The sequence below is a fragment of the Prosthecobacter algae genome (assembly GCF_039542385.1).
In the GTDB taxonomy this organism is placed as follows: Bacteria; Verrucomicrobiota; Verrucomicrobiia; order Verrucomicrobiales; family Verrucomicrobiaceae; genus Prosthecobacter; species Prosthecobacter algae.
The window spans coordinates 695,203-711,400 of record NZ_BAABIA010000001.1; the positions used below are offsets into that span (position 1 = coordinate 695,203).

A 16,198-nucleotide genomic window follows, 5' to 3' on the forward strand; every position below is an offset into this window, starting at 1 on the left:
GAGATCAATCTTAGTTCTTCGCAGGTGCCAGGGGCGTCTGGAAGTGGGTTTTAAAGTAGTCGCCGAGAGCGGCGGCGAGAGCCTGGGCAAAGCGGCGCTGATTGGCTTCTGTGTCGCGGACGCCATTCCAAGGGCACTCGACCTGGATGGCGCTGACGGTGCCGCCATCACGGGAGCCGTGGGCGGCTATGTCGTAGGAACCGCTGAAGTAGATGGCCTTGCCGGGGGAGGGCTTGGAGGGGCTGGGGATGGAGCGGAAGTCGCGGGCCTCGAGCATGGCCCCGAGGCTTTGCGGACCGCGGATGAGCTGGGCAAAGGTCTGCGGGGAGCGCAGGTCCAGCTCGCGCACACTGGTCAGGCGGAGAAATTTGGGATCGCTGTTGAGGGCTTCATCGGAGGTGTTGAGCAGACTGCCGGAGATGAGGTAGCCAAGTTCCACGCGCTCATCCTCATGGCGGTGGCCGTGGAGGTCCAGGGTGAGGCCAGCACCGTGGCTGCGGGCGATTTGCTTTTCCACTTCCTCGGCGGAGTCGTGAAAACGTTTCCAGGTGGCGGTGGCCATGGGATCGCCCTGGGCGGCCTCGCTCAGCTCGCGGTTGCAGTCCAGTTTGGACCGATGCAGGCGGCAGATGACCAGATGTGGGGTGCCGCCGTAGAGCTTCTTGAGTTCTTCAGAAATAATCAGGCTCAGTTCGGCGGTGTTGGTGTCTTTGGCGGTCACCCCATAACGGCGTGCCAGGATGTTGGCGGGTTTGAGATCGCCGCCGTGAGGCACGGTGAGGATGATTGGCAGACTGCCAGGGCGGACATCCACATACTTGGAAACTTCTTCCGCGCGAAGGGTCAGGACGGAGGCGGCAAGGGTGAGAAGGAGCGTGCTTTTCCCAAACATGCGCGCAGCGTACGCAGAGGTGGAAGATTCTGTCCAGTCTGGAAGACAGTTGTGGGCCCGAACCTGCGTTGATTCCCATCCATGATGCGTCTTTCCCTGTTCCTGCCTTTTGTCCTCGTTTCCTCCGGCTTTGCTGAAAACTGGCCCGAATGGCGTGGCGTAGGTGGCCAGGGGCAGAGCACGGCAAAGGGCCTGCCGGAGACCTGGAGCGAGACCAGCGGTGTGGCATGGAAGACCGAGCTGCCCGGGCGTGGCCACTCCACCCCCGTGGCCTGGGGCGAGCACCTTTGGGTGACGACGGCCCTCGAAAAGGCGGCGAAGCCGGAGGATGCCGAGCGCCGTCTGAAGGCGAACACCGGGGACCAGCCAGTCACGGTGCTGGATTCCGTCAGCCTTCGCGCTGTGTGTGTGGACAAGGCCAGCGGCAAGATCCTGCATGACATTGAACTGCTGAATGTGAAGGAGCCACAGTGGGTGCACCAACTGAACAGTTACGCCTCGCCCAGCCCCATCATCGAGGAGGGGCGGCTGTATGCGCACTTTGGCAGCTTTGGTACGGCCTGCCTGGACACGATGACGCAGAGCGTGCTGTGGCGGAACCAGGATGTGCAGATCATGCATGAAAACGGCCCTGGCTCCACGCCCGTGCTGTGGGAGGACAGGCTGATCATCCACTTCGATGGCAGCGACCAGCAGTTCATCGCCGCTTTTGACAAGGCCACCGGCAAGCTGGTGTGGAAGACCACGCGGACGGGTGAGATGCGGGAAAATCCACAGCAGCGCAAGGCTTATGGCACGCCGCTGATGGTGACGATGAACGGGCAGCCCACGGTGGTCAGTCCGGCGGCGGACTGGCTGTATGGCTATGCGCCGGATACTGGCAAGGAACTGTGGAAGCTGCCGTATGGGGAGCTGGGCTTTTCCATGTCCGTGAGGCCGGTGGCCGATGACAGCCAGGTTTACATCAGCACCTGCTTTGGAAAATCCCAGGTGATGGCCGTGAAGTACGCGGGCCTGAAGACCCCTGAAGTGGCCTGGCGTAACAACAAGAATGCCCCCAAGATGTGCTCACCCGTGCTGGCGGGGGATCTGCTGTTTTACGTGGATGACGGCGGCATCGTGAGCTGTGTGGAGGTGAAGACGGGCGAGGCTTTGTATCGCGAACGGTTAGGTGGAAAGTTCAGCGCCTCGCCCATCCTGGCCGATGGCAAGGTGTACTTCGCCAGCCGCGAAGGCGTGGTCACGGTGATCCCTGCTGCGCGTGAGTTCAAAATCCTGGCACAAAACACCCTGGACGGAGGCCTGATGGCCAGCCCGATTGCTCTGGACGGGGCGCTGTATCTGCGCACGGACAAGGCGCTGTATCGCATCGCCGGAAAGTAAAGGCGGGCGAGAGGGCTCCAATAATCCGACACAAAAAAGCCCGCCCTCTTGCGTAGGGCGGGCTAAGGAAGGGAAGTCAGCTTACTTCACCACGGGGCGGAGCACCATGTTGCGGAAGTCCACATTGGTGTGGTCGCCCTGGAGGAAGAGGGGGCCGGGTTTAGATTCGTCGCTGGTCAGCGCACCACCGGTGCAGCCGAGCACAGGCTGGTTATCGATGATCGTCTTGCCGTTGAGGATCACGGTCAGGTGGCGGTCCACCAGGGTGATGTCCATCGTTTGCCATTCGCCGATGGCCTTTTCAGCGGCTACAGATGGAGTGATGCGGCTGTAAAGTGCGCCCATGTGGTGGGAGTCGAGAGGCCGGCCAAAGCTTTCCATCACCTGCACTTCATAGATGCCGCGCAGGTAGATGCCGCTGTTGCTGTTTTCCTGGGTGCGGACTTCCAGCTTCAGATTGAAGTCTTCGAACTCAGCGTCAGTGCGCAGGTTGCCGAAGTGTTTGCCGGGCTCTTTCACCACGCGGTTGATCAGGGCTCCGTCCTCGACGCCCCAGCCATTCAGGTCATCGGCCTTGATGAGGCGCCAGCCACTGAGGTCCTTGCCATTGAAAAGGTTGACCGGCTCACCAAACTTCACCTTGGCCAGATCAGGCGTTGCCGGGATGGCGGGGATGCGTTTGCCGACGAATTCGGCCTGACCGAAGGTCTTGCCATCAGCTTTGGCCTTCACGGTGCTGCCAGTGAGGCTGTCGCCGGAAACTTTTACCGTGAGGGTTTCAGTCACTTTTTCGGTGATCTCCTTGCCTTGCTTATCCTTGCGCTTGGCATTGGAGAGGCGGGTGACGATGAGGCTGTCACCTTCGATCTTTGTGCCATCGGTTGGCAGCACGCTGCCACCGCCCCAGAGTACGCTGGAGGAAAGGGCTCCGCCTTTTTCTTCCACGCCCAGCCAGCCAGCGCGATCACCCTGGAGGGTGAGGGCCCAGCGGCCCATGAAAGGATTTTCAGCAGCCTGGGCCAGGGTGGTGAAACCGAGGGTAGCCAGAAGGAAGAGATGACGGCGTGTGGTAATCATGGTCGGAACGAACAGAGACAACGTCACGAAACAGGGGTAGTCTTGCGATGCAAGCGGCTAAATTTAAACGAGCGCCGATTGGCGGCGTGCCTGCGGGGCCTTGAAAAGCACCGCTTCAGCATTGGCCACCGGATTCGCTTGGCGAAAGTCCAGGTACCCATGGATGTAGTCGGCATCCACTTCCGCCTCGGGGTGTAGGCAGCGCCACTGCACGGCATTGATGAAAAAGCTGTGGGTGAAGATGCTGATGTGCTGCTCCCGCCGTGTGGCCAGTGTTTTGATAAGGTCATCCACACGACCGATAAAACTCGCGAAGCTCTCTGCGCCCACTCCTTCACAATGCAGGGGATCTCGGCGCTGCCAGTACCCCCGGGCACCGGGGCTACGCTGGGCCTCCGTGGTGTTCGCATACTGGATTTCATTCAGGTAGGTGAACTCATGCACGGGCCAGATCTCCACCGGGACCTCCGGGAAGCGGGCACGGAGAGGTGCTGCCGTCTGGTGCGTGCGGATGTAGGGCGAAACCACGATGAGCTCCGGCGGCTGGGGAAACTGCGCCACCAGCGCCAGGGCCTGGGCTTCTCCCAAGGCACTTAGCGGGATGCAGGCTGGAGTTTTGGAGACACCACCGGAATTAGCGATGCTTTCTCCGTGGCGGATGAGTTGGATCAGGGGCATTCGAGGGGGGCTTGGGATTTAATGAGTCGCTGTGAGGTATTTCTGGGCGCTGAGCTTTTGCTCACCCTCCCAGCGATACGCCACCAGCGGACCTCCGCGCGCTGCGCTGTAATCCAGGCAGGCGATGTTGTCAGCCAGCGGTGCTTTTTCTTTGTGGGGTGGCATCCAGTAGTGGCCGCAGAAGACCGGAGGCTCCTCGGGCGCATAGCAGGGGATGCGCCTGAGGTGGCAGTCCTCCGCGTCGCCTTCGGCCTCAAAGGGCTCTGGCATGGCCAGGGCGGTCACTGGCGAGGCCTCGGGAATGTCCCACCAGCGCACCCGCACACTGCGGCGCGGGATGTTTTCTTTGTCATGAAACACTAGGCCGGCGGGCATCGAAAGCTCCGGCCCTTTCAGCGCATTTTCGGCGGCGCGGAATTCCGGTGTGCCCCGGGTGGCGCAGGCGCGGAGGAAGCCGGGATCTTCGATGCTCTTACCCGCCAGCCGGGGCAGGCGTTTGCCATCCCAGCAGGCATGCACCGCGCGCAATCCGCCGAGATCTAGAAACATGGGCAGGCGCTTCATCCACAGCAGCCATTCCTGCCACTCAGCCGGGTGATTTTCAAACTGGGCCAGGGTGGCACGCTGGCCGCCCCTGTTCTGTTTTTCACTGCGCAGGAAACCGCCCTGGCCGTCCGAGGTGAGGGCACACACGCAATTGTATTCGTGGTTGCCCATGATGGCCAGCGCATCGCCTCCCTCCACCATGCCTCGCACGGTGTGCAGCACCTCGCGGATAGCCGGACCGCGGTCAATGTAGTCGCCCAGGAAGATCACCTTTCTCCCTTCCGGGTGGCGGTGGGTGTCGCCGTGTGGCCGGTAGCCCAGGTGCTGGAGGAGACAGGCCAGTTTCCCATGCTGGCCGTGAATGTCTCCGATGAGGTCGTAGGGTTGCGCTTTCATTGCACCCTCAGCATGGCGCAGGACGTGACTTGAAAAACATCGGCAATTGCAGGATACATGATTGAAAAGTCATGTTTGAAAATCTCTTCTCCAAAGGTGGCCTCACACTGGACCGGCTGCGCAGTTTCATGCAGATGGCCCAGGCGGGCAGCATTGCCAAGGCCGCGCCGGATGACACAAACCGGCAGAGCCAGATCAGTCGTCAGATACGAGAACTGGAGCAGTTCTTCGGCACGGAGCTGACTTGTCGCCGGGGCAAGACGCTTTCTCTTTCTCCCGCTGGCGAACGTTTGGCCACCCTGATTCAGGAGCAGTTGCAAGACCTGGAAGACTTCCGGCGCGAGCAGTCTGGGCAGGCCAAATCCTTCACCATCGGTACCGGGGCCAGCGTGCTGGAGTGGCTGGTCATGCCCGCCCTGCCGCAGATCGCCAGCCTGCTCGGTGGGGCCAATCTCAGCGTGGTGCCCTACCGCAGTCGCAACCTAGCTGAGGCCATCAGCGATGGCCGGGTGGACTTCGCCGTCATCCGCCAGGATGCGCTGGCCCCGAATGCCCGGGTGGAAAAGCTCACTCGCCTGGGTTTCGTCCTGTGCATCCCCCGGCGGCTGTTGAAAAAAGGCGTCCGTGATGCCACCCAGCCCAGCCTTTGGCAGACGCTCCCCTTTGCCGCCGGGCGAGATGGCGGCCAGATGGACAAGGCCCTGCGCAATGCCATGGCCGAGGCCGGGGTGGACTTCCATCCGCAGTTCGAGTGCGGCTCCATGCTTCAGGTTAGGCAGCTCGTGGAGATGGGCGCCTGTGCCGCCGTGCTGCCGGAGATCGGCGTGCGCGGCCTGGATGAAAAGGAGATCCTGCTCAGCCCCTTTGCCCCCATGCGGAACTACGGGCGGAGCCTCGTCCTGCACTGGAACGAGCGTCAGATGCGCCGCCGCGGCCTGGAGCTCTCCCAGATCCGTGCTGTGGCACGCCTGCTAAAAGACGCGGCGGCGAAGTAGGTCATCGACCTTTCCAACGTCCCTCCAGGACGTTGGTGAAATCGGAGCGGTTGGGTCGTTCGGTCCGGTGGTTCCCGACTGCTTCGCAGTCTTCACCACCGGCTACTCTCCGCGCTCCCTCCGGGAGCACGGGGCGATCTCACCAAAGGTATTTCGCATCGTATTCGACCATGCCTCGCTCCAGCATTTCCACGTACTCCTCCTGAAAGGTTTTGACCCGATGATGGGCTTCTTGATTGAGCACATAAGCACGTACCGCTTCTAGGCTTGATGCGCTGACGGTGAAGGCCCCATAGCCTTCCTGCCAGGCGAAACCTACCCAGCGCCATTCCTCGTGGATCCAGCGTGAGGACACGCTTTTAATCCGCTGAACAACCTGTGCCAGACTGTGGGTGGGCCGCAGGCCTGCAAGCACATGGACATGATCCCCCGTGCCTCCAATGGCATGGGCAAGACCGCCTTCGGTGCGGATCAACCCACCCAAATATTCGTGCAGACGGTCGCGAGTGGAGGGAGCGAACCACGCCTCACGGTTCTTGGTGCTGAAGACCAGGTGGTAGTGAAGGGAGGTGTGCGTAGACGCCATAACCAAAAGGATGGATGGAGGAAATTGGTCCCCGCATGTTTCATCAGGATGAAAGGTCGTCAACGGCAATGACCTTTCCAGCGTCCTTCCAGGACGCCTCTGAAATCGGGGCGTTGGGTCGTTCGATCCGGTGGTTCCTGACCGCTCCGCAGTCTCCACCACCGGCTACCCTCCGCACTCCCTCCGGGAGCAAAGCCTGCGGTTTGAGACACGCGTGTGTTTGCCACGTTCCCTGAGGGAGCATGGCCTGAGGGTCGTACTGCTGTTGATCAATCCCCGCCTTGCTCCCGGAGGGAGCCTGGAAAGTAGCCGGTGGTGGAGGTGGCGGAGCCACCGGGAACCACCGGTTTTGCCAACGAGGGACTCCCATCTTCATGGCGTCCTGGAAGGACGCTGGAAAGGTCGATAACCCAACCCATGTCGAGCTTCCTCAGGCCCCCCTCCATCCCCTACTTCTTCTTCTGGTCCTTCACGCATTCCCCATCCTGCGGCACGGCGCTACCCACTTGGTCCACAGGGTGATTGAAGAGGTACTTCCACACGTCTTCATGCAGGAGCTTGCCGTCCGGTCCTTTGGCGGCGGCACCGCCGGGGGTGACGGAGCTGTGGGCGCGTTTGGCATCGCCTTTGACGTCGAAATTCGTGATCAAGCGGCGGCTGTTGGCATAGGGAGGAGCGCTGATGTCCACATCCACCAAGGGGCCGAACTGATGCAGGCCCATCATCTCCCAGGAGCGGCAATAGTGGTCATCCGTCCAGCCGCCATCCAGCACGTGGCTGAATCCGAAGTAACGATTCGCCGGTGTGGCGGATGGGTATCCCTGCCATTCGTCCAGATTATCGCGCGGCCCGCAGAAGCACACCACACGATCCACTTTCTGCTGCTTGGCAAAACGAGCGGCACTGGTGGCTCCGTGAGAGGCCCCAGAGACGATCACTTTATCCCAGTCGAGACCGTCGCCTTTGGCATTGAGAAACTGTTCCCACTTGCCCTGGGGATTCTCTTTGGCCAGCCATTTCACAAACTGAAAAGAGCGCTCCATCATGCCATCCTGAGGCTCAATGGTGGCGAGGTCCGTGTGGTCCTGGCCCGTGGTGGCTTCCAGGCGCATGTTGCCCAGGCTTTTGCCATCGTCACGGCGGGCCGCCGGAATGAGGCCAAACCACTTGTTGGCGTAATGCACCTGGATGGCGTGCAGGCCGTAGCTGTTCACACGCTCGAACAGCGGGCCGCTGTAGCCCATGAGCCAGATCACCAGCTTGCCCTGCGGTTTCACCCGGGTGTCCACATTGGCATGCTGCAGGTCCTGCGGTTTGCCTTTTTTGTCCGTGAAGACGAAGTCAATGGCCGGGTATTCCTTGGCCCGTGGATCAATCTCACTGGCCCGTTTGGTGATGTCGTAACGCTGAGGCTTGGGATCATCGAAAGCAGGCGCGGCGGCATAGGCCGTCAGGGTGAGCAGAGGCAGGAACAGGAGGAATTTCATGGTGAAAAAAGCGGGCGGTAAAAAAGGTGCCGCATCCCCAATGGGAATGCGGCACGCACCAAACATCAACGCAAAGGCAAGGCTATTTCTTCGGCGGATTCAGTTCTTCCGCCGTCCACATGCCCACGCGGTCCTTGAACTGGGCGCGCAGTTTGGCCACGTCCTTAGGTTCCACAGGTGAGGCATTGTGCTCCCACTCGCGGCGCAGGTAGGTCAGCACGCTGGAGACATCTTCATCCGTGAGATGGGGTAGGGGTGGCATGGCCAGGTTCCACGTGCGGCCACTCACCTTCACCGGACCAGCGAGGCCGTGCAGCACGATGCGGGCGGCTACATCGGGCTTGCCCAGCACCCACTCGCTATCCACCAGCGGCGGGGCCAGACCGTCCAGGCCAAAACCGTGGGCCTGATGGCAGGCGGCGCAGAGGCCCGCGTAGATGACTTTGCCCTTTTCAAAACGAGCCTGCTGATCTGCTGTCAGAGGGACGATCTTTGGCGGAGGTGGCGCGCCGGGTTTGCCCACCCAGGCGAGGCGGGAGGTGATGCTGGCAAACTGGGCTGCAGCCGTTTTGGCCGTGACGGATTTCTTCAGCACGGCCAGAGATTCCGGCTCTTTTTCCAGCCAGAGCAGTTTGGGTTTCGGCGCAGATTTGCTATTGCCACCGCTGGGATTGGCCAGGCCCTTGATCAACGCTGCCTGCACCGCACTGCCTTTGGGTTGGCTGGCGGCCAGTGTCAGTGTTTCTTCAAAGGGCTGCGCTTTTCCGGCCATGGCGATGAAGCTGCCCAGCATTTCCAGAGTGGGGGAAATACTGGCTTTGTTATCAGCGGTGGCCTGCTGGGCGACCAGTTTGGCAAAGGCATCTTCACGGCCTCGCAGGCCGGTCATGGCACCTTCGCGGACCAGCAGATTTTCACCCGCACCTGCGGCCAGCAGTTTGGCCAACGCGGCATCGGCATCGGGCAGGTTGAAGGAGGAAAGCTTGATGGCAAGCTGTGCGCGCACCAGCGTATCCGTCTCGGTCGTCATGGCCAGAACCTCGGGAGCGAGATCGCGACCAGCCAGGCGCACCGCCGTGGCTTTCAGGGTGGTGTCTTTATCCTTCAGCGTCGTACGCAGCAGGTCAGGCGTCAGCAGGCCCAGGCCATCCAGCGTCCAGAGGGCATGCAGGCGCGCCAGGGGATTGGCGGTGGGCGATTGCACCAGCTCAGTGAGGGCGGGACCGGCCTTGACATCGGCGGACTCGACGAGCAGCCGCTGGGCGGTATCACGCACCCATCCATTCGGGTGACTCAGGCTGGCGATACGCTCCGCTGTGGTTGCTGGGATCTTCACGGCCTTCACCGTTTTATCTTTGATCGGCACGATGCGCCAGATGCGACCCTGATCGAAAGGACGGTCCAGTTTGCGGGCTTCGATGTTTGCGACAAGGTAGTGGGTGAGGAAGCTGCTGTGCTGGATGATGCCACGATACATGTCCACCACGTAAACCGCACCATCCGGTGCATTGGTTGCCTGCACTGGGCGGAAGCGTTCGTCGGTCGAAGTCAGGAATTCCTTGTTTTCGGTGGCGTTGACGCCGGTCACCACGCCGTCTTTTTCCGTGACGATCATTCGCTTCATGAGGTTCGCCGAAGGCTCAGGAATGAAGGCATTGCCGTAATGCGAGGCCGGGAAGGCATCGCCACGGTAAATCAGCGCACCACAGGTAGCGGTGGCCTTGGTCAGGGTGCCATCGGCACGCAGGGACTTGGGATCGTAGCCCCGGTTCACGCCCGGTGTCGGGTGGGTGGGCCACACCGTTTGATCGGTGACCACCTTGGCATTCACGCTAGCGGCATTGCGCAGCAGCGGGTTGCGGGAAAAGGCCTCCGTGGGCAGCAGATCGCAGCGCAGGAGGTCGGAATTGTAGTTGAAATACAGGCGGCCCTTGTCGTCCTGGCACAGGCCATACTGGCCGCGGCCCAGACCGGTGTCCTTCTGCCACACGCCGCCGCGCAGGCGGAATCGGCTGCTGTAGCCCGCGCTCCAGATGGCGTTGTCCATGGCCCAGGTGGGGGTGTTGGCCATGTGCTCGGGCTGGCCTCCAGCGGTGCCGTAATCTGTGGCCACGATGTCTTTCACGTCAGCCTTGCCATCGCCATCCGTGTCCTTGCAGAAGTAAAGGTTAGGCGGGGCCGCCACCAGCGCGCCGCCATTCACCGCCATGACGGAGCGGGGCATCACCAGCTCATCCACAAAAACACTGGCCTTGTCCATGCGGCCATCGCCATCGGTGTCTTCCAGCAGCTTGATGCGGCCCGTCGGTTCGTTCTCTGTCGTGCCTTCCACATCGCGCATGTATCCACGCATCTCCACCACATACAGTCGGCCCTGGTCGTCAAAGCTGATGGCGATGGGTGCTTCCACCATGGGTTCAGCGGCCACCAGTTCGATCCGAAATCCTTCTTCGATCTTGAAGACCTTGAGCGCTTCCTCAGGAGAAAGCGGAGGTGGCGGCGGCAGGTTGAACTTGATTTCAACTTTCGCGGGACCGGCGTTTTTCGTGTGCAAAGCCAGAGCAGGCAGGCCGAGAAGGCCCACCGCAGCAAGGGCCATCGTGGATTTTTTCAGGGATGGGGGTGGCATGGGGGGAATGGAAATTAACGCAGAAAGGTGACCATTTTCGCAAGGACTTCGCACCTTTCTGGACTGTGTAGGCATCTTTTCGTGCCTCACGAACAGCTTCAGGACTCGAATCGGCGGCCGGCAGGATACGAACCCACACTGCGGATCACGGCACCATCTGCCCGTGTCTGTTCCAGCGCCGCCTGCACCGTGGATTCAGCGGGAGAACCTTCGATCTCGATGTAAAAACGGTACTTGTTAGGCTGGCCACGGATGGGGCGGGACTCCAGCCGCTTCATGTTGATGGCGCTGTTGCTCAGCGGAGTGAGGAAGCGGCACAGGCTGCCAGCACGGTCAGGCAGTTCCACCACCAGCGCGGTGCGATTGTTGTCTGTGGAAGCAGCATTGGCCTTGTGGCCTAACAGGAAGAATTGTGTGATGTTCGGCACCTCCCCGGCAATCGGGAAATGCAGGATGTCCAGCGCGTGGCGCTCCGCATTCTGGCGGGGGCCGATGGCGGCGGCGCATTCCAGCGTGGCTGCCTTTTCCGCCGCCTTCGCTGTGCTGGCCTCGACGACGCGCTTCGCGTCGGGGTAATTGGCCTTCAGCCATTCATCGCCATGAAAGAAGGGCATGGCGTGGGAATGGATGGTTTTCACCTCCACACCTTTTCGGCCCAGCAGTGCCAGCTTCACATCCAGGGTCAGTTCCTCCAGGATGTTCAGGCCGCAGCGCTCATCCACTAGGCGGTCCACCGTATCAATGATGAAGCCGCCGGAGGAGTTCTCAATCGGGACGATGCCCAGGGCCTCTTCATGACTGCGGATGAAATCAAACACCTCGCCAATGCTGGCCATGAGCTGCACCTGAGCCGCCGGGAAACGCATCTGCGTGAGCAGGTGTGAAAAGCTGCCTTCGGGGCCCAAGCAGGCCAGGATCTGGGGTGTTGATGCGTCTCTCATCCGTGCCGCCCATGCTCTACTGCACAGGCGGCATGGTCAAGAGGTCAAGCACCGAGGCTGAGGTATTCGCGCACCGTGTGGTTCATGGCACGACGGGCGGGGGGGAAGCTCTGCGCCACGTGGGCCAGGGTGTCATCCAGCGCGAATTCCTCCGCCAGTGCATGTTTGCCAGCAGCCTCCAGATGGCTCACCACCACCTGCTCATAAAATTCAAGATCTGGTGCGCCCCGTCTCGCGGCGCGTCGGCGCAGGAAGTCGGGATACAGGCTGGTCAGCACGAGGAACTGGTTCGCGCACTGCACATGGATGAAGAACCGTTCGTGGCTGCCTGCACTCTCCAGGGCAGTGATGTAGTCAATGCTGTACAGGCTTTCCAGCTTGCGTTCCGGCAGGTTTTGCTCCGCCGTGGCAGGCAGGCCAAAGTCCGCACAGACCACGGCGATGTAGTCGGCCACCTCCAGGTCATCCACCCCCACCCGCTTCAGCGTGTGGCGCACGGTGACATAAAAGAACAGCTCTGGTGAAAGGAAGGCCGCTTGCCGACTAACCAGAAGCGCTTCAAAAAGCTTGGGGTGGTCCAGGATCATGCGGACGGTGTCCGGATCATCCAGCAGTGAGACGAGGCTCTCTTTCTCTCGCTGAGTGAGCGCTAAAGCATCTCGGATGAACTGCCAATCGGCAGACGTGAAACGATACCAGCAACCGGGGCGAGGGAACCTCATCATAATGTTTGGTTTTGGATTCGAGAGACCTTCCAAGCATTGGTCGTGCCAGGAATGTCTATCCTCTTGGATGGGACTACCTCGAATTTTGTTCGACCCGATTTGAGCCGAACTTAAAATTGATCTCACCAGGACCGTGCGAAGATTCCTTCAAAACCGGTGCTGGAGCTGCTGACGTGGTGAATACACGCGGAATGCTGCTCTCTTTATGTGCTCTTAACCGGGCTGCCGATGTAGAGCAGGTAACGCCAGAGATCGCCGTAACCCGTGTGAATCTGGCGGGTGAGGGGCTGGAAGTGTTGGTTCAGGCACTCCAATACTTGGCCCTCCATGCGGACATGATTCACGCCCATCCAACGGCGGAACCAGCCCCAGCGGCTTTCATGAAAGTCCACCACCGCCACGCTGCCGCGCTCGCTCAGGTCATCACGACAGATTCGTAGCACCTCATCAAAACCCGGATTCATCATGGAAAGGGAGTAGCTGAAGACGATGAGGTCAAATTTGGACCCCACGGCCACCGGCGCGTCATAGGCCTGATGCAGGAGACCGACACGGGCTCCGAATTCCTTTAGCTTCGGGCGGGCGCGCTCCAGCATGTCCTTGGAAAGGTCCAGGCCGATGATTTGCGCCTTGGGGAAGGCGCGGGCAAGTTCGACAAGGTTCTTGCCCGTGCCGCAGCCGATTTCCAGAATGCGTTCCGGCATCACCACATGGGCAGCGGCGCGGTGGATCAGCTTGCGGCGGCCAAAGAGAAAGGCCCAGCGGGTGAGATCGTAGATCTGCGCATGCCAGCGGTAGTAGCTGGTGAGTGACTTTTGGTTAGGGGCGCTGTTGCTCATGCGATGACGTCTGCCAGAAGGGTGCAGCCATAGGTGCCGACGCGGTCTTGCAGATGAAGGGAATCTGCGAGGTGTTGGTTCATGCGCAGGCGCTGGAGCGCGAAGCCAGGGATGAAGTCAATGACGGGGCTGGCGGAGCGCATGAGGATGCGGGTGCCGGGACGGCTGTTTTCGAGGATGAGCTGCCATTCTTCCTCCAGGGCCTGGGGCTTGTGGGCGGCCAGCCAGTCCTGATGATCCAGCAGGACATAGTGGGAGTAGGCAGCGGGATGCTCGCGCAGGAAATTCGCCACCGTGCTGCTGTGGGTGGTGATGCGGTCGCTGAGGGATTGCAGCAGTGGCTGGTGTTCTTCCTTCAGGTAGTTCGGGCAACAGTCGCGGGTGTAGCGTCCGGTGAGGTAGGCACGCCAAAAGTAGTTGTCCTGAAACGGTACCTCTGTCAGCACATGCGCCATTTTGGACTGGATGAAGCCGGTCAATCCCCCAGGGAACTGGGCCTCAATGAGGCGGATCTGCGCCCTCGGCACGCCTAGCATGGTCATGGCCATGGGCTGCCGCACCAGCCAGGAAACGAGGCCATTCCAGAGGGCCGGTTTGACCTTTTCATAGAGATGGCGTTGCTCCTCCAGAGTCTTAGATTGCAGCAGTGCCTCCACATACTCACGCACACGACGGCTGCGCGAAAAGGTCTGGAGGGCGATCCAGGCCATCTGTCCCGCCGTGCCGCGATAGTAGAAGGAAGGGTTCAGCGGCGTGCTCTGGAAGTAGTAGTGCTTGGACTCCCAGTAGTGGCGGGCGAAAGGGTGTAGATCGCCTTGGAGGGAGGCGAGCAGTTCTTTGAACTGAGGGTGTGAACCGTGCCCAAAAAGCTGGAAAAGATCGTCAAACTGGCCCCGGCGGATCATGGCGATCTTGAGCTGCAGCAGGGCGTTTTGGCGCGGGTTCATGTCCACGGCATGAATCTCGGCCGGGGTGTCCAGCAGGTAGTCCAGCGCATTGCAGCCCGCGCTGGTGATCATGACGGCACGGCTGTCTGCCCGTAGGTCCAGCATTTCACGGTCTAGCCGAGGATCTTCCCAGCAGGTGTTGTAAACCAAGTTGCCGCCATGGACCCGGTTGAAGATGGCGTCGTGGGCTCGTTGCGCGAGTGGATGAGAGGAGGTGCGTGCGACCATGGGGCCGCACAAAGAGCCTGAATGAGGCGGCTTGGCAGGCGGCTTCGTGCAACGAATTCGTCAGAGGGGCGGATCAGTCCCTGGAATCAATGTTGCCGGATTTGCGGATGGCACGCAGGAGACGCCAGCCAAGGTAAAGGCTGATCATGTAACCCAGGGCACCAAAGACGGAAACACCCCAGAGAAGAGGTTGGGCACCGCTGCTCCAAAGCTGGGAAGAGCCCAGAAAAATGGCGGCAGTGAGTACTCCCAGAACGAGGCGGTTGATGATGGGATCCAGGTGACGGTGATCCAGATGGACAGTGAGGGTGCCATCCCGAAAGCGGGCCAGTAGATCCGTGAGATCTCGTGGCAGGGCACTGAGCAGGCGGTCCCAGTCACGGTAGGTGCGGCGGGCGCGCCTAACTAAACGTGTAGGGGAAAGGCGGCGCAGGACCATGCGCTGGCAAAAGGGCTGCATCAGCTCGGCCAGGCTGACTTCCGGGCTGAATCGGCGACTGGTACCTTCGAGGACGATGAGCGTCTTTAGCAGCACGGCCAGTGGCGGTGGCAGGGTGATGTGATAGCGGCGGATGATCTCAATCAGCGATGTCAGCGCGTGGCCGACATTGATGTCGCTGAGCGGGTGGCCCACGAAATCGGCCATGAATTCATCCAGATCAGCTCGCAGGCGCTCGCGATTAAAGTCAGGCGGCACGGCACCCAAACGCAGCACCTGCTCCGTGACTTGAGTGGAATCGTTTTCGACGATGGCGAGCAGCAGGGCCTCCACCTCATCACGCAGTTCATCATCAATGCGGCCCACCTGGCCGCAGTCAATCACCCCAACGACGCAGCCGGGCAGCAGCATGAGGTTTCCGGGATGCGGATCAGCATGGTAGAAGCCGTCCCGGAAGACCATCTCGAGGTACATGTTGGCCCCACGCCGAGCGAACTCAGCCAAGTTTTCGCCGGAGGCGCGCAAAGCTCCGATGTCCGTGCCAGGCAGGCCTTGCAGCCGCTCCATGGTGATGATCTGGCTGGAGCAAAGATCCGCATAGACAGCCGGGATGCGGACATTGGGTTCATCGGCAAAGTTGCGCGTGAACTCTTCAATGTTTCGCTTCTCATAGGTGAAGTCCATCTCGCGCAGCAGGGCCTTGCGAAACTGGCGCACGATGGCCACGGGCTGATACGGGCGCAGGGCAGGAGAATGTTTTTCCAGCAGCTCGGCCATGGCCTGGACGATCTCCAGGTCCGTGGTACTTTTTGCCTCGATGCCCCCTCGGCGGATCTTCACCACCACGTGCTCACCCGTGTGCAGGCGGGCCTTGTAAACTTGGGCAATGGAGGCGGCAGCCAACGGCGTGTCATCAAATTCCGCAAACAGCTCTTCGGCAGGCTGGCCGAGGTCCTCCAGCAAAATGGCGCGGGCAGATTCGACGGGCTCGGCTGGGACATTGGATTGCAGCTCGGCCAGTTCCGCCGCCATCTCGGCACCCACAAGGTCGGGGCGGGTGCTGAGCATCTGGCCCAGCTTGATGAAGGTGGTGCCCAGCTCCGTCATGGCCATGCGCACGCGGGCAGGGGTGGTGAGATCCGACAGCACCTGGCCATCGGCGCTACGCAGGCGGTTGTTCAGCCACGGGTAGTCAAAGCCGCCGAAGAGATCCGCCAGACCGTATTTGCCCAGGACGGCGGCGATTTCGCCCAGCCGTTTCGCGTGGCGTTCCAGTCGGGCCAGTGGTTCGATCTTCATTGGGAGTAATGTAGCCAGTCAGGGGAAGTTCCAAGAGATTCGTGCAGAAGGGCAGGGGTGAAGGTGGCAAAGCTGCGGTCCTCACTGGACAGCGGGCGCAAATGATCCACC

General features: G+C 60.9%; 14 protein-coding genes. 2 read left to right on the forward strand and 12 right to left on the reverse strand.

All coding sequences use genetic code 11. From position 1 onward, the window contains the following. Nucleotides 1-10: 10 nt before the first annotated feature. Nucleotides 11-892 (reverse strand): hypothetical protein, encoded by an 882-nt coding sequence (locus tag ABEB25_RS02780; RefSeq protein ID WP_345734857.1) that lies wholly within the window; start codon nucleotides 890-892, stop codon nucleotides 11-13. 81 nt (nucleotides 893-973) lie between these two features. Here ABEB25_RS02780 and ABEB25_RS02785 point away from each other — a divergent pair, with 81 nt between their 5' ends. Further along, nucleotides 974-2,275, forward strand: coding sequence for an outer membrane protein assembly factor BamB family protein (locus tag ABEB25_RS02785; protein ID WP_345734858.1), 1,302 nt, complete (start codon nucleotides 974-976; stop codon nucleotides 2,273-2,275). 81 nt (nucleotides 2,276-2,356) lie between these two features. Here ABEB25_RS02785 and ABEB25_RS02790 read toward each other — a convergent pair whose 3' ends face one another. The 3 genes from ABEB25_RS02790 to ABEB25_RS02800 form a co-directional block, all read right to left on the reverse strand. Further along, the gene (locus ABEB25_RS02790; RefSeq protein WP_345734859.1) at nucleotides 2,357-3,352 is read right to left on the reverse strand and encodes a 3-keto-disaccharide hydrolase; all 996 of its coding nucleotides are present in this window, start codon (nucleotides 3,350-3,352) and stop codon (nucleotides 2,357-2,359) included. Between the two features lie 63 nt (nucleotides 3,353-3,415). Beyond that, nucleotides 3,416-4,030 carry a histidine phosphatase family protein gene (locus ABEB25_RS02795; RefSeq protein WP_345734860.1) on the reverse strand — a complete coding sequence of 205 codons (615 nt, stop codon included), beginning with the start codon at nucleotides 4,028-4,030 and terminating at the stop codon, nucleotides 3,416-3,418. Between the two features lie 18 nt (nucleotides 4,031-4,048). Then, the gene (locus ABEB25_RS02800; RefSeq protein ID WP_345734861.1) at nucleotides 4,049-4,972 is read right to left on the reverse strand and encodes a metallophosphoesterase; all 924 of its coding nucleotides are present in this window, start codon (nucleotides 4,970-4,972) and stop codon (nucleotides 4,049-4,051) included. A gap of 71 nt (nucleotides 4,973-5,043) precedes the next feature. Here ABEB25_RS02800 and ABEB25_RS02805 point away from each other — a divergent pair, with 71 nt between their 5' ends. After that, nucleotides 5,044-5,967 carry a LysR family transcriptional regulator gene (locus ABEB25_RS02805; protein ID WP_345734862.1) on the forward strand — a complete coding sequence of 308 codons (924 nt, stop codon included), beginning with the start codon at nucleotides 5,044-5,046 and terminating at the stop codon, nucleotides 5,965-5,967. A 139-nt stretch (nucleotides 5,968-6,106) separates the two neighbouring features. Here the strand turns inward: ABEB25_RS02805 and tnpA are convergent, their stop codons facing one another. From tnpA to ABEB25_RS02845, 8 genes are all read right to left on the reverse strand, one after another. Continuing rightward, nucleotides 6,107-6,553, reverse strand: coding sequence for an IS200/IS605 family transposase (gene tnpA / locus ABEB25_RS02810; protein ID WP_345734863.1), 447 nt, complete (start codon nucleotides 6,551-6,553; stop codon nucleotides 6,107-6,109). A gap of 449 nt (nucleotides 6,554-7,002) precedes the next feature. Further along, the gene (locus ABEB25_RS02815) at nucleotides 7,003-8,040 is read right to left on the reverse strand and encodes a BPSS1187 family protein (protein WP_345734864.1); all 1,038 of its coding nucleotides are present in this window, start codon (nucleotides 8,038-8,040) and stop codon (nucleotides 7,003-7,005) included. A gap of 82 nt (nucleotides 8,041-8,122) precedes the next feature. After that, nucleotides 8,123-10,669: a PVC-type heme-binding CxxCH protein gene (locus tag ABEB25_RS02820; RefSeq protein WP_345734865.1), complete on the reverse strand. Its 2,547-nt coding sequence runs from the start codon at nucleotides 10,667-10,669 to the stop codon at nucleotides 8,123-8,125. Between the two features lie 98 nt (nucleotides 10,670-10,767). Next, a complete protein-coding gene (locus ABEB25_RS02825; RefSeq protein ID WP_345734866.1) occupies nucleotides 10,768-11,610 on the reverse strand; it encodes a prephenate dehydratase in 843 nt (280 codons plus the stop codon). A 44-nt stretch (nucleotides 11,611-11,654) separates the two neighbouring features. After that, nucleotides 11,655-12,335, reverse strand: coding sequence for a hypothetical protein (locus tag ABEB25_RS02830; RefSeq protein WP_345734867.1), 681 nt, complete (start codon nucleotides 12,333-12,335; stop codon nucleotides 11,655-11,657). A 203-nt stretch (nucleotides 12,336-12,538) separates the two neighbouring features. Continuing rightward, nucleotides 12,539-13,174, reverse strand: coding sequence for a class I SAM-dependent methyltransferase (locus tag ABEB25_RS02835; RefSeq protein WP_345734868.1), 636 nt, complete (start codon nucleotides 13,172-13,174; stop codon nucleotides 12,539-12,541). Beyond that, nucleotides 13,171-14,349 (reverse strand): BtaA family protein, encoded by a 1,179-nt coding sequence (locus tag ABEB25_RS02840; RefSeq protein WP_345734869.1) that lies wholly within the window; start codon nucleotides 14,347-14,349, stop codon nucleotides 13,171-13,173. Before ABEB25_RS02840 ends, ABEB25_RS02835 begins: the two co-directional genes overlap by 4 nt. A 73-nt stretch (nucleotides 14,350-14,422) precedes the next feature. Next, the gene (locus ABEB25_RS02845) at nucleotides 14,423-16,087 is read right to left on the reverse strand and encodes an ABC1 kinase family protein (protein ID WP_345734870.1); all 1,665 of its coding nucleotides are present in this window, start codon (nucleotides 16,085-16,087) and stop codon (nucleotides 14,423-14,425) included. Nucleotides 16,088-16,198 lie beyond the last annotated feature (111 nt).

Coding starts and splice junctions, on each gene's coding strand:
- ABEB25_RS02780 (WP_345734857.1), bottom strand. CDS start 892: ATGTTTGGGAAAAGCACGCTCCTTCTCACCCTTGCCGCCTCCGTCCTG.
- ABEB25_RS02785 (WP_345734858.1), top strand. CDS start 974: ATGATGCGTCTTTCCCTGTTCCTGCCTTTTGTCCTCGTTTCCTCCGGC.
- ABEB25_RS02790 (WP_345734859.1), bottom strand. CDS start 3,352: ATGATTACCACACGCCGTCATCTCTTCCTTCTGGCTACCCTCGGTTTC.
- ABEB25_RS02795 (WP_345734860.1), bottom strand. CDS start 4,030: ATGCCCCTGATCCAACTCATCCGCCACGGAGAAAGCATCGCTAATTCC.
- ABEB25_RS02800 (WP_345734861.1), bottom strand. CDS start 4,972: ATGAAAGCGCAACCCTACGACCTCATCGGAGACATTCACGGCCAGCAT.
- ABEB25_RS02805 (WP_345734862.1), top strand. CDS start 5,044: ATGTTTGAAAATCTCTTCTCCAAAGGTGGCCTCACACTGGACCGGCTG.
- tnpA (WP_345734863.1), bottom strand. CDS start 6,553: ATGGCGTCTACGCACACCTCCCTTCACTACCACCTGGTCTTCAGCACC.
- ABEB25_RS02815 (WP_345734864.1), bottom strand. CDS start 8,040: ATGAAATTCCTCCTGTTCCTGCCTCTGCTCACCCTGACGGCCTATGCC.
- ABEB25_RS02820 (WP_345734865.1), bottom strand. CDS start 10,669: ATGCCACCCCCATCCCTGAAAAAATCCACGATGGCCCTTGCTGCGGTG.
- ABEB25_RS02825 (WP_345734866.1), bottom strand. CDS start 11,610: ATGAGAGACGCATCAACACCCCAGATCCTGGCCTGCTTGGGCCCCGAA.
- ABEB25_RS02830 (WP_345734867.1), bottom strand. CDS start 12,335: ATGATGAGGTTCCCTCGCCCCGGTTGCTGGTATCGTTTCACGTCTGCC.
- ABEB25_RS02835 (WP_345734868.1), bottom strand. CDS start 13,174: ATGAGCAACAGCGCCCCTAACCAAAAGTCACTCACCAGCTACTACCGC.
- ABEB25_RS02840 (WP_345734869.1), bottom strand. CDS start 14,349: ATGGTCGCACGCACCTCCTCTCATCCACTCGCGCAACGAGCCCACGAC.
- ABEB25_RS02845 (WP_345734870.1), bottom strand. CDS start 16,087: ATGAAGATCGAACCACTGGCCCGACTGGAACGCCACGCGAAACGGCTG.